General features: G+C 66.1%; 13 protein-coding genes. 6 read left to right on the top strand and 7 right to left on the bottom strand.

What is annotated here, in order from left to right; translation table 11 throughout:
• Together GOPIP_RS05080 and GOPIP_RS05075 are read left to right on the top strand one after the other, a co-directional pair.
• A partial coding sequence (locus tag GOPIP_RS05080) for a metallophosphoesterase family protein (protein WP_006368501.1) occupies window positions 1-369 on the top strand: 369 nt, incomplete at its 5' end.
• On the top strand, window positions 359-1,216 hold the full coding sequence (locus tag GOPIP_RS05075; RefSeq protein WP_006368500.1) for a hypothetical protein: 858 nt from the start codon (window positions 359-361) through the stop codon (window positions 1,214-1,216). The genes GOPIP_RS05080 and GOPIP_RS05075, both read left to right, overlap by 11 nt.
• Before the next feature lie 23 nt (window positions 1,217-1,239).
• Here GOPIP_RS05075 and GOPIP_RS05070 read toward each other — a convergent pair whose 3' ends face one another.
• The 5 genes from GOPIP_RS05070 to GOPIP_RS05050 all read right to left on the bottom strand — a co-directional run bounded on the left by GOPIP_RS05070 (window position 1,240) and on the right by GOPIP_RS05050 (window position 6,613).
• Window positions 1,240-2,457, bottom strand: a complete 1,218-nt coding sequence (locus GOPIP_RS05070) for an ABC transporter ATP-binding protein (protein ID WP_006368499.1) — start codon at window positions 2,455-2,457, stop codon at window positions 1,240-1,242.
• A gap of 4 nt (window positions 2,458-2,461) precedes the next feature.
• A complete protein-coding gene (locus GOPIP_RS05065; protein ID WP_006368498.1) occupies window positions 2,462-3,292 on the bottom strand; it encodes a carbohydrate ABC transporter permease in 831 nt (276 codons plus the stop codon).
• Window positions 3,293-3,298: 6 nt separating this feature from the next.
• Window positions 3,299-4,444, bottom strand: coding sequence for a carbohydrate ABC transporter permease (locus GOPIP_RS05060; protein WP_006368497.1), 1,146 nt, complete (start codon window positions 4,442-4,444; stop codon window positions 3,299-3,301).
• Window positions 4,441-5,859 carry an extracellular solute-binding protein gene (locus GOPIP_RS05055; RefSeq protein ID WP_006368496.1) on the bottom strand — a complete coding sequence of 473 codons (1,419 nt, stop codon included), beginning with the start codon at window positions 5,857-5,859 and terminating at the stop codon, window positions 4,441-4,443. The genes GOPIP_RS05060 and GOPIP_RS05055 overlap by 4 nt, the downstream gene beginning before the upstream one ends.
• 265 nt (window positions 5,860-6,124) lie before the next feature.
• The gene (locus GOPIP_RS05050; protein WP_006368495.1) at window positions 6,125-6,613 is read right to left on the bottom strand and encodes a YflT domain-containing protein; all 489 of its coding nucleotides are present in this window, start codon (window positions 6,611-6,613) and stop codon (window positions 6,125-6,127) included.
• Window positions 6,614-6,717: 104 nt separating this feature from the next.
• Here GOPIP_RS05050 and GOPIP_RS05045 point away from each other — a divergent pair, with 104 nt between their 5' ends.
• The 4 genes from GOPIP_RS05045 to GOPIP_RS05030 all read left to right on the top strand — a co-directional run bounded on the left by GOPIP_RS05045 (window position 6,718) and on the right by GOPIP_RS05030 (window position 11,153).
• Window positions 6,718-8,007 carry a magnesium transporter MgtE N-terminal domain-containing protein gene (locus tag GOPIP_RS05045; protein WP_006368494.1) on the top strand — a complete coding sequence of 430 codons (1,290 nt, stop codon included), beginning with the start codon at window positions 6,718-6,720 and terminating at the stop codon, window positions 8,005-8,007.
• Window positions 8,004-8,537, top strand: coding sequence for a DUF1003 domain-containing protein (locus tag GOPIP_RS05040; protein WP_006368493.1), 534 nt, complete (start codon window positions 8,004-8,006; stop codon window positions 8,535-8,537). Before GOPIP_RS05045 ends, GOPIP_RS05040 begins: the two co-directional genes overlap by 4 nt.
• A 345-nt stretch (window positions 8,538-8,882) precedes the next feature.
• Entirely contained in the window at window positions 8,883-9,923 is a 1,041-nt protein-coding gene (locus tag GOPIP_RS05035; RefSeq protein ID WP_205741496.1) for a lytic transglycosylase domain-containing protein, read from the top strand.
• Between the two features lie 87 nt (window positions 9,924-10,010).
• Entirely contained in the window at window positions 10,011-11,153 is a 1,143-nt protein-coding gene (locus tag GOPIP_RS05030) for an Mrp/NBP35 family ATP-binding protein (RefSeq protein ID WP_026920206.1), read from the top strand.
• Between the two features lie 33 nt (window positions 11,154-11,186).
• On the opposite strand, the gene tatB is transcribed toward GOPIP_RS05030, so the two are convergent.
• Together tatB and GOPIP_RS05020 are read right to left on the bottom strand one after the other, a co-directional pair.
• Complete coding sequence (gene tatB, locus GOPIP_RS05025) at window positions 11,187-11,660, bottom strand: Sec-independent protein translocase protein TatB (protein ID WP_006368490.1); 474 nt, start codon at window positions 11,658-11,660, stop codon at window positions 11,187-11,189.
• A gap of 42 nt (window positions 11,661-11,702) precedes the next feature.
• Window positions 11,703-12,233, bottom strand: a 531-nt coding sequence (locus tag GOPIP_RS05020; RefSeq protein ID WP_006368489.1) for a S1C family serine protease, incomplete at its 5' end; no start/stop codon positions are given.

Below are 12,233 nucleotides of genomic sequence, written 5' to 3'. Positions count from 1 at the left end.
AGTATCCGCTACAACTCCGGTCCCAATCAGTACACCGAGGCGCAGCAACGGTTGCGGTCGTGGTTGTTGCGCGCCCGAGGCGGTGTGCGTGCCACCCGCCCGCACATCCTGCTCACCCATTCGCCGGCACGCGGCGTGGGCGACGCCGAGGACCGGCCGCACCGCGGGTTCTCGTGTTTCCACCCACTGGTCGACCGACTCCGACCGAAGATCATGGTGCACGGGCACATCCATCCCTACGGTGCGCATCCGCGTGACCTGATCATCGGGACCGATACCGTGTCGATGAACGTCGTCGGCTACTGCCAGTTCGATTTCGACACCGACACCGGAGATTTCAGGATCGTGAGGCGCAGATATGGCTCGTGACACCGGATTCCCGGACGCCGACGCCGAGAATGACTTCCAGCGGATGCGCCGGCACGCCGAACTCGCCCGGCTGACACAGTGGTTCACCCGACAACCCGCCGACGTCAATGCGATCCTCCCCTTCGACGAGGTCGTCGCCGCATTGGGCCGCACCGGCGAGACCTACCTGGGACTGCAGACGGTCGAGGTGGCCTCGATCGTCGGAAGTGTGGACCGCACCAAGGATTTCGACCGCTACTTCCGCCCGACGTCAGCCCGGATTCGCAGCCGGTGGCAGCGACTCGCGGCCGCGCAGCGGCGCGGTGAATCGATGCCCCCGGTGCGGCTGTACCGGATCGGTGGGATGCATTTCGTCATCGACGGACACCACCGCATCTCGATCGCCATCGCACGACACCTCGACACCATCGAGGCCTACGTCACCGAGATCCACACCCGCATCTCCCCCGAGGGCATCAATGTGCCCGGCGACCTCCTCCTCAAGGACCACCGCCGCCTGTTCCTCTCACGGGTGCCGCTGTCGGGTGCACAGGCCGACACCATCCGGTTCGCCGACCCCTTCGACTACGCCGAACTCGCAGAGGCGGTGGAGGCCTGGGGCTTCCGTCTCAGCCAAGAGGTGGGCGAATTTCTCGGCCGTACCGAGGTGGCACGGCGGTGGTTCGGTGAGGAATTCCTGCCGGTCATCCGTATGGCCCGACGCGCCGATGTCCGGTCCGACCTCGACAGCGACGCCGAACTCTACCTGTGGCTCGCGTGCGAGCGCTATCGCCTGGTGCGCAAGCACATCTGGGACGACGAGATCATCGACGAACTCCGCGAACAGCCTCGGCGTCGGCGCCGATGATCACCTGTCGACGACCGCGGCGCTCATCCCTTCGACAGTGCCGGCCCGCCTGCAACCGAATTCGCTGGTGCACCACGCAGACTCGCGCCGGATTGCTGGTCGAAGACGGTGATCTTGGTGGGGTCGAAGTAGAGTTCGGCGGTACTGCCGCGGCGGATCTGTGATTCGGGGGAGAGTCGGGCGATCATTTCGCCGCCGCCGAGGGTGGCACCGGAGTCGGCGGACAGTTCGGCGAGTGCGTCATTCGCCGGACCCTGGGAGTCGATACGGAAATAGGCGTAGTTGTCCGATCCCATGGATTCGAGGACGTCGATCCCGACCGTGAACGTCCTTCCCCGCGACAAGGTGTCGGCATCGATGAGGTGGGCGTCCTCAAGGTGTTCGGGGCGGATACCGACGAGGACCTCCCCGTTGCTGTTGACCCGGGCTGCCGCATCGGTGACCTGTTGCTGATCGTGCAGCGCAATCGTGCCGATCGGGGTCGACACCCCGTCGGCGCCGAGTCGTCCGGGCAGGAAATTCATGGCGGGTGAGCCGATGAAGCCGGCGACGAAGATGTTGGCGGGGTTGGTGTAGAGCTCTTGGGGGGAACCGATTTGCTGGACATACCCCGAGCGCATGACCACGACCCGGTCACCGAGGGTCATGGCTTCGGTTTGGTCGTGGGTGACATACACGGTGGTGGTACCCAGGCGTTGTTGCAGCCGGGAGATCTCCGCGCGCATCTGCACCCGCAGTTTCGCATCCAGATTCGACAGCGGTTCATCCATCAGGAACGCCTTCGGGGAACGCACGATCGCCCGGCCCATCGCGACGCGCTGGCGTTGCCCACCGGATAGATTCGCCGGTTTCCGATCCAGGTAGGGCCCCAGGTCGAGGATGCGGGCGGCTTCGTCGACCTTCGCGGCGACCTCGGCTTTCGACAGTTTCGCCAGGGTCAGTGGGAACGCGATGTTCTCCCGCACCGACATGTGCGGATACAGGGCATAGGACTGGAACACCATGGCGATGTCGCGGTCTTTGGGGGCGCGTTCGTTGACGCGTTGCCCGGCGATCCGTAGCTCCCCGCTGGTGATGTCCTCGAGGCCGGCGATCATGTTCAGGGTGGTCGATTTCCCGCACCCGGACGGGCCGACGAGGATGATGAACTCGCCGTCGGCGATATCGATACTCACCTCATGCACCGCGGTCGAGCCGTCGGGATAGGTTTTGCTGACGTGGTCCAAAACGATGTCTGCCATGGGTTTATCCCTTCACCGCGCCGGAGGTCAACCCGGCCACGATTCGACGTTGGAAGAACAACACGAAGATGATGATCGGAATGGTGATCACGACCGCGGCCGCGGCGATCGACCCGGTGGGTTCCTCGAACTGGGAACTCCCGGTGAAATTCGCGATCGCGACCGGCGCGGTGATCGCCCGTTCGGTCGAGGTCAATGACAACGCCAGCAGCAGGTCGTTCCACGCGAAGATGAACACCAGGATCGCCGCGGTCACCACCCCCGGCGCGGCCAACGGGGCGATCACCTTCCGGAACGCCTGGAACGGGGTCGCGCCATCCATTTTCGCGGCCTTCTCCAACTCCCACGGGATCTCCCGGAAGAACGCCGAGAGCGTGTAGATCGCCAACGGCAACGCGAAGGTGATGTAAGGCAGGATCAACCCCGGCCACGTGTCGAACAACCCCAGGGTGCGTTCGATATTGAACAGCGGGGTGACCAGCGAGATCTGCGGGAACATCGCGATCAACAGGGCCGCCCCGATCAACAGGCGTTTACCCGGAAAGTCCAAACGGGCCACCGCATAGGCGGCCATCGTGCCCAACACCACCGCGATCACCGTGGTGATCAACCCGATCCCGATCGAGTTGATCAACGCCGAGGTGAACGCGCTCGTGGAAAAGATCGACGAATAGTTCTCCCACGTCCACTCCTTCGGGATGAACGAGCCGTCGGTGACACTCGAGGCGGGTTTGAATGACAAACTCACGATCCACAACAAGGGGATGATCGCATACAGGATCACCAGGATATTGGCGATCGCCCACCAGAATTTCGGTTTGGCTCCGGTCTTCACCGCCCCTTACCTCCCCTCGTTGTCCGAGCCCGGTGCCGCAGTACCGAACCCCTTGATGAAGATGAACGCGATGATCGCCACACACACGAAGATCAGGATCGAGATCGCCGACCCCACACCAAGATTGAAACCCTTGAACAGATTGTCGTAACCGAGCATCGACACCGAATACGTGTTGTTCGACCCGGCGGTCAACACATAAATGTTGTCGAACACCCGGAACGCGTCCAGAGTACGGAACAGCAACGCCACCAGGATCGCCGGTTTCATCAACGGCAAAATGATGCGCCACAACCGCGTCCACGCCCCCGCCCCGTCGACCTGGGCGGCCTTCAACAAATCATCGGGCACCAACGCCAACCCGGCCAGCAACAACAACGCCATGAACGGGGTCGTCTTCCAGACCTCGGCCAACACGATGATCGCCAACGACGGCCACTGCTGGGTCAACGGGGCACTCCCATCCGGCAACAGATTCGCCAGATACCCCGTCCCCGGCGTCCACGCGTAATACCAAGAGAACGCCGCCGCGACCGTCACAATCCCGTACGGAATCAACACCACGGTGCGAATCGTGCCCCGCCCGAACAACGTCCGATGCATCACCAACGCGATCGCCAACCCCAACACGAACTCGATGACCACCGACACCACCGTGATGCCCAACGTCACCCCGAACGCCGTCCACCAATACCCATCCGAGAGCACCGTCCCGTAATTGGCGAACCACACGAACTCACGCTTACCCGGCGCCGACAAACTCGCCTTGTTCAACGACAGCCACACCGCATAGATGATCGGATACCCCGTCACCACCGCCATCATCACCACCGCAGGCAACACCAACCAAAACGCCAACCGACGCTCGGCCTTCTTACCCTCACTCCGCTTCGGAGCGGCTACCGGCGGCGCAGGGCGATCGATCACCGCGGTGGCCGGTGCGGCCCGCGTCGGGCCGGCTGCATCGGCATCCGGAACCCGGCCTGCCGCCGATGATTCCGCAGGCGCTTCCCACACCGGGGAATGCACGGTGGGCCCGAAGGTGTGCGGAGCGGTCACGTCGAGACCGGGTTCGGCTGGGGCCGTGGGCTGTTCACCCTCCGGCATCGCGTGCCGGCCGCGTCGTGAGGCCTCGTTGTCGTCGTTGGTCATGGGATGATGCCCTCCCCGTTGATCGCCTTCTGTACCGCATCGGCGAGCTGATCGACCAGATTCTGTGGGTCCCACGCCCCGACCGGTGACAGTTTGGCCTGGACCAGCGTCGAGATGGACTGGTATTGGGGCGATTTCGGACGCAGCGCCGCGTGGTCGGGTTCGAGCTGCAGCTTGATGTCGTCGGCCATGGGATAAGCCGCCCGGAACTCCGGGTCGGAGTAGAGCGACGAGATCACCGGCGGCGTACCCGCGTTGAGGCTGTAGTACTTCTGCGCGTCGGCGCTCGTCAGGCACATCGCCGCCTTGAACGCGAGATCCTTCTGCTGCGAGGTGCTGGCGACGGCGATGTTGAGTCCGCCGAGCGTGCTCTTGGCGGGCAGATCACCGACCCCCGGATACGGTCCGAAGTCGAACTTCTGACGTACAGCCTTGGTCACCGGCGCCAACTGCGCGTCGGTGGGCGAGTTGTTCGGGTCGGCGAACAGATTCTTGTACTTCTGCAGATCCGTCAGATACGGGACACTGCCCGCCGATGCATTCTCTCTCATCGAGGCGAGCACGAACGGCCAATTCACCTCGTAGAGCGCCGATCCGTTCTCCATGCCGAGGCGCGAGCTGGTCTCGTCACCGTTGGTCAGCGACGGATCGTGGCCCGGCGCGGTCGCCACCGCCTTGAGGATCTGCAGGGCCTTGACCGTCGCGGCACGGTGGGCCGGGGTGTCGTTCAGCGTCACCTTGCTGGGGTTGTCGGGGTCGACGATCTGACCGCCGGCACTGGCCAACACGGAGTTGAACCACACCATCAGACCTTCATACTGCTTGCCCTGCACCATGATCTGGCCGGGACCGCCCTTGCCGAGACTGACCTGGGCCTGTTCGAGCATCCGCTCCCAGTTGGTCGCAGCGGGCTGGCGGACCGTATCGGCGAGAACGTCCTTGCGATACCAGAGCAGCTGGGTGTTGGTCCAGATCGGGATGGCGTAGAGGCGCTCGGCGGCATCACCGGGCGTCTTCCACTGCGCTGTCTCCAGCGGACCCCCGAGCGTGCGCGCGGTGACCTGCGCGACGAGATCGTCGGGCACCGGGACAAGCCAACCGGCGTCGGCGAACTCGGCCGTCCACACCACGTCCATGCCCATCAGGTCGAGGCTGTGATCATTGCCCGACAGACGTCGGGCCAGTTGCAGCCGCTGATCGTCGGCGGCCTTGGGCAGCGCGGTGGTGACGATCCGGTATTCGCCGCCGGACTCCTTGGAGCACTTGTCCGCCTGGACCTTCACCGAATCCGCGCCGTCAGCAGGCGGATACAGATTCAGCACGCCCGCCTCGTACCCGGACCCACAGGCCGTCACGATCGGCGCCAGCGTGGCCAGCGCGGCGGCGGCGATGACCACCTTGCCGCGGATCCCCAAAGACGACTTCCGGTTTCGCGACCCGTCACCGGGGTCTCGACTCGCACCGCCCATCCTGCGCCGCACGCGGCCTCCTCCATGTCGTGCACATGACGACGCCGACGCGTTGTGCGCGACGCGATCATGGCCGTCTCGGAGGTTACGCTATCCCGACATGTATGTGACGGGCAACACAATGTGTGCGGCCGTGCCAATTCGAGACCGTGTTGATCAGAGCGGGGTGGATCACGGCGAGCCGATCAGGCCCGGGATCGTGTGAGCTGTCTCAGGGGTTCAGTCGGGCCAGCATGTTCCGCGCCTTCTCCGCGCTCTTGGGATCACACAGCACGTCGTAACGTCCTGCCACCAGTTGCATGGTCGAGGCGAAATCGCGTTGACCGCGGGTCGCCGCATAGGGAATGGTCGCCGAGATCAGACCGAAGATGACACCGCCGACGAGACCGAAGAGGATCGGCACCAGCGGATTTCCGGAGACGACGATCGAGACCAGCAAGCCGAAGAACAGACCCAGCCACGCTCCCGACACGATGCCGCCACCGATGACCTTGCCCCACGTCAGCCGTCCGATGACGCGCTCGACCTGCATCAGGTCGACGCCGACGATCGTGACGTCCTCGACGGTGAAGTGCTCGTCGGACAGATAGTCCACCGCCCGCTGGGCCTCGGCGTAGGTCGAATACGAGCCGATCGGCCAACCCTTGGGCGGCGTCGGCAGACCCGGCGTCTGCCGCGACGGCTGCATGGGATTGGTCATTTCTCACTCCTTGCGGGTCAGTCGGGTCCGCGACCGGCCTCGGGTCCTCGACCCGCCGCCGGCATGTCTACGTCCCCGGGTGCGATGCCACTACCCTTACTCCCATGTCGGCGGTGAGCAAGGTGTTCGTGGCCAGGTTAGTCGGATTGGCCGTCCTTGGCCCGGACGGCGAATCGATCGGGCGTGTGCGCGACGCGGTGATCTCGGTGCGGTTGCCCGGCCAGCAGCCGCGCGCACTCGGACTCGCGGTGGAATTGACCACGCGGCGCCGCATCTTCGTCCCCATGCTCCGGGTGACCTCGATCGAACCCAACGCGGTGACACTCAACACCGGAACGGTCAGCCTGCGCCGGCTGCATTTGCGTCCGGGCGAGGCGCTGGCGATCGGGCAGATCCTCGACACCCGGGTCCGCGTCGTCGACCCGGATCTGCCCGATCTCGCCGGAATCGACGTGCCCGTGGTCGATCTCGGCATCGAACGCACCCGCACCCGCGACTGGGTGGTGGCCCGCGTCGCGGTGCGCACCGGCCGACGGGGACTGCGCCGCGGCGAAACCCACGTCGTGGAGTGGTCCAATGTGCGCGGTATGACACAGAGCAGCCTCGACCTGCCCGGGCAGGGGGTGGCTCAGGCCCTCCTGCAGTTCGAGGGCATGCGTGCCGCCGACGTCGCCAACGCGTTACGCGAGTTGCCGGTCAAGCGTCGCGACGAGATCGCCTCGGCTCTCGACGACGAACGTCTGGCAGACGTCTTGCAGGAGTTGCCGCCCGATGATCAGAAGAACTTGTTGTCGCATCTGGAGCTCGACCGCGCCGTCGATGTGCTCGAGGCGATGGATCCCGATGACGCCGCCGACCTGCTCGGCGAGCTCTCCGACACCGAGGCCGAGTCGTTCCTGGCGCGCATGGACCCGGAGGATTCCGAACCGGTGCGCCGACTGCTCACCCACTCCCCCGACACCGCGGGCGGACTGATGACCTCCGAGCCGATCATCGTCACCCCGGCGACCACGGTCGCCGAGGCACTCGCGCGGATCCGCAACCCCGACATCAACCCGGCCGCTGCAAGTCTGGTCTTCGTCGTCCGCCCCCCGACCTCCACGCCCACCGGGAAATACCTCGGCTGCGTGCATGTACAGGCGCTGCTGCGAGAGCCGCCCGCCAACATCGTGGGTGGCATCCTCGACACCGATCTGGCCCATCTTCGACCGGAGGACTCCCTGGAGACCGTGACCCGCTACTTCGCGACCTACAACCTGGTGTGCGGGCCGGTCGTCGACGACCAGCACCACCTGCTCGGCGCGGTGAGCGTCGACGACCTCCTCGACCAACTGCTGCCGCGTGACTGGCGCGAGACCGAGCCGATCGACTCGGCCGAAGAGGTGCGGTCGTGAGCGAACCCCGGGGCCGCAGGCTGGATACCCCTCGCGAGCGTCGGCGTCCGGCCTTCAACCTCGACTCCGACGTCGTCGGCGTCTACAGCGAACGCATCGCCCGTTTCCTCGGAACCGGCCGCTACCTCGCGATCCAGACCGTGATCGTGGTGGTGTGGATCGCCATCAACCTGTTCGCGGTGTCGCTGCGATGGGATCCCTACCCGTTCATCCTGCTCAATCTCGCCTTCTCCACCCAGGCCGCGTACGCGGCGCCGCTGATCCTGCTCGCGCAGAACCGTCAGGAGAACCGCGACAAGGTCGCGCTCGAGGAGGATCGCACCCGCGCCGCGCAGACCAAGTCCGATACCGAGTTCCTCGCCCGCGAGCTGGCGGCGGTGCGCCTGGCCGTCGGTGACACCGTCACCCGCGACTACCTGCGCAAGGAACTCGACGACCTGCTCGACGACCTCGCCGACCGGCTGGCCAACCGCGACCTCGACCAACCGTCGGATCACGTCTCCCGTCGAGGTAGCCCCGACCGGGCGTAACACCGCACCCGAGATCACCGACTACACCTTCGGATCGGTCGTCTCCCCGTGTCAGGCGTTCCCAGGGTTCCCATCCCCGGATTCCAATCCCTGAGTTCACCGACTGGGACATCCGACCCATATGTATGGTGGACCACAGTGCCGGTCGGCTGCCGCTCGTGTCACCCACGAGACCCGGCCCGACCGCATCCGCTCTCTCGGGGGGCGACGACGGGTGGACGTTGACAACGGAGTGAACGACGTGACAGGGCAGACAGCGCGTACGGGGACCAGGGGCGCGGCGCGGCGCGGATCGATGGCGCGCACAGTGCGCACGGGGCCGACCCACGACCACGGGGACCCACAATGAGGGTGCCCCATCCCTTTCGTCGGTCCCGCGGCCCGCATCGCGGTTCGATGCTGACCCGACGCACGCTGTCGGTCGGCGCGGGCAGTCTCCTCGTCGGCGCGATGGTCTTGGGTGCGGCCACCTCGAGCGCCCACGACGGCGGTGGCGTCCCACTCGCCGCGAACGCCCCGATCGATGTGGCGGGAGTCGCTGCCGCACAACCTGTTTCATTGCTGGGCTTCGCCCCTCCGGCGGCCCGTCCGGCCGATCCCGACGTGGCGCCGCAATTCCGGTTGTCGGCGGATCTGCCGTCCGGGCCGCTCGGCATTCCGGGAATCGTGCTGCAGGCGTACAAACTCGCCGCCGACCGAGAGGCCTCGGAGAACGCGGCCTGCAAGATCCCGTGGTTCCTGCTCGCCGGCATCGGACGGATCGAGTCCAATCACGCCGACAACGGCGATGTCGACCAGTACGGAACCACCCTCGTCCCCATCGAGGGGCCGGTGCTCGACGGTTCACTGGCGGGCAACGAGGTCATCCGCAACGCGGACGGATCGCATGCGCGGGCGATGGGACCGATGCAGTTCATCCCGAGCACCTGGGCCGCCTGGGGTAGCGACGGCAACGGAGATGGCAAGGCCGATCCCAACAACATCTTCGACGCCACCTATTCGGCGGCGCGCTATCTGTGCGCGGGCGTGTCCGACATCATGGCCGACAGCAACAAGGTCGCCGCGGTCATGCGGTACAACCACTCCCTGGCGTACGCGCAGAACGTGCTGGCCTGGGCGGCGGCGTATGCCACCGGAGTGATGCCGACGACCCCGATCCCGGAGATGCGCCCGCCGTCGAGTTCGTCGTCGAGTTCACCGTCCCGGCCGTCCTCCCCGTCGAGCGGCGCCCCCTCGTCGGGCCCCTCGGCCCCGACGACGACCACCCCGAGCCAGCAGTGTCTCGGCATGATCTGTCTGCCACCGGGGATCACGTTGCCCGGTCAGCCGCCGCCGGCACCGGCACCCACACCTCGGGTCACCCCGCAGACCACCCCGGCTCGCTGATCGGACTGGCGGCGAGAGACCGACCACGGGTGCGCCGAGGGGTCACTCCGACGGCCACGTCATCACCGGCGGTTAAGCTGGCAGGTGATGACTACAGCAGTGACGCCCAACGAATCCGCGGTCCGCGCCGCCTTGTCCAAGGTGCGGGACCCGGAGATCGGCAAACCCATCACCGATCTCGGCATGGTGAAATCGGTGGCCGTCAACGACGACGCCAGTGTCGACGTCGCGGTGTACCTGACGACCTCGGGCTGCCCGATGCGCGGCGAGATCAGCGGCCGGGTGCAGACCGCGGTCTCCGACGTGCCAGGGGTTGGCGAGGTACGCGTGACCCTCGACGTGATGGACGACGAGCAACGCTCCGAGCTCCGCAAGAAGCTGCGGGGTGACTCCGCCGAACCGGTGATCCCGTTCGCCCAACCGGGATCGCTGACCCGTGTCTATGCCGTCGCCTCGGGCAAGGGCGGCGTCGGCAAGTCGTCGGTCACCGTCAATCTCGCCTGCGCGCTCGCCGAGCGCGGATTGTCTGTCGGGGTGCTCGACGCCGATATCTACGGCCACTCGGTGCCTCGGATGCTCGGCAGCGACGCCAAGCCCACCCAGGTCGAGAAGATGATCATGCCGCCGATCTCCCACGACGTGCGGTTCATCTCGATCGGCCAGTTCACCAGCGGCAACACCCCGGTCACCTGGCGCGGACCGATGCTGCACCGGGCACTGCAGCAGTTCCTGGCCGACGTGTACTGGGGTGACCTCGATGTGCTGCTGCTCGATCTGCCGCCCGGCACCGGCGACGTCGCGATCTCGATCGCCCAGCTGATCCCCGGTGCGGAGATCCTGGTGGTCACCACCCCACAGCAGGCGGCCGCCGAGGTCGCCGAACGTGCCGGCGCGATCGCCCTGCAGACCCGGCAGAAGATCCTCGGCGTCGTGGAGAACATGTCGTGGATGGAACTGCCCGACGGCACACGGATGGAGCCCTTCGGTTCCGGTGGCGGCCAGACGGTCGCCGACCGGCTGACCCGGATGGTCGGCGCGCAGGTCGATCTCCTCGGCCAGGTGCCACTCGAACCGGCGTTGCGGGAGGGCGGTGATGCGGGCACACCGGTCGTGCTCGCCGCGCCCGACTCCGCGTCCGGATCGGCGCTGCGCGCGATCGCCGACAAACTCGCGGTCCGTCGTCGCGGCCTGGCCGGCATGAGCCTGGGCATCGACACCACTCGGCACTGACGTTCGCTCGCCGATACTTCGTCGATCAGCGAATCACGTTGCGTCCCAATCGGAGACGTCGTGATGACCGCGTGCGGGCCGGTGTTCGGACGAGTCCGCGGCACTCGGCTTCCTCAGCGACGGCCCGGGCTCACCGACGGGGCCGTCGGGCATGGGCTTGGACACCGGCTTGATCGGCGGGGTGTCGGTGGCCGACTTGAGTACCGAACCGGCATCGGTGAAGGTCTTGAAGACGGAGTCATCGCCGTCGAGCAGATGCTTGGTGATCATCGACTTCGGTGTCATACCGCGTAGCTCGTTGAGCTCGGCGAGCGGTTTGCGGAGGTCGTCGAAGTCCGTACCGAAGTCGTTCTTGAGCTGATCGGTCGCGCCGGTCGCATACTCGCGAACCTTGCGCAGCGACTGCATCGTCCACGAGATCGCACCGGGCAACCGTTCCGGTCCCAGGATGACGAGTCCGGCGACGATCAGGATGAAGATCTCTCCCCAACCCACACTGTCGAACATGGCACTTCCCCGCTCTCGCGCGTCCGCTGGTGGTGGACGTTCTCAGTCACTCGCGGGCGTCATCGTGCCCTCGAAGGTACGCCCGTCACGCCAGTAGGTGAACTTGACCGGCTCCCCGATCTTCGCGGTACGCACGGCGACGGTCAATTCGTCGGCACTTTCGATGGTGCGGCCGTTGAAGGAGACGATCACGTCGTTCTCCCGCAGCCCGGCCTGGGCCGCCGGACCCCCGGCCACCACGTTGCGGATCTGGGCGCCGAGCACCCTGTCGTTGCGGACGTCGCTGGCGTTCACACCGATCTGCGGGTGGTTGACCTTGCCGTCGCGGATCAGGGCCTGCGCGATGGGCACCGCCTCACCGATCGGGATGGCGAACCCGAGTCCGATCGAGCCACCGCCCGGGACGAGCCCGGCGGTGTTGATACCCACCACCTTGGCCTGCGCGTCGACCAGCGGACCACCGGAGTTGCCGGGGTTGATCGCCGCGTCGGTCTGGATGGCGTCGATGACGGCGTCGGTGTCGGACTCCGAATCCGGGCGCAGCGGCACCGCGCGATGCAGGGCGCTGACGAT

It is taken from the genome of Gordonia polyisoprenivorans NBRC 16320 = JCM 10675, from assembly GCF_000241325.1.
In the GTDB taxonomy this organism is placed as follows: Bacteria; Actinomycetota; Actinomycetes; order Mycobacteriales; family Mycobacteriaceae; genus Gordonia; species Gordonia polyisoprenivorans.
The sequence above is the reverse complement of the archived record's forward strand: the minus strand, read 5'-3'. Positions and strand labels throughout refer to the sequence as shown.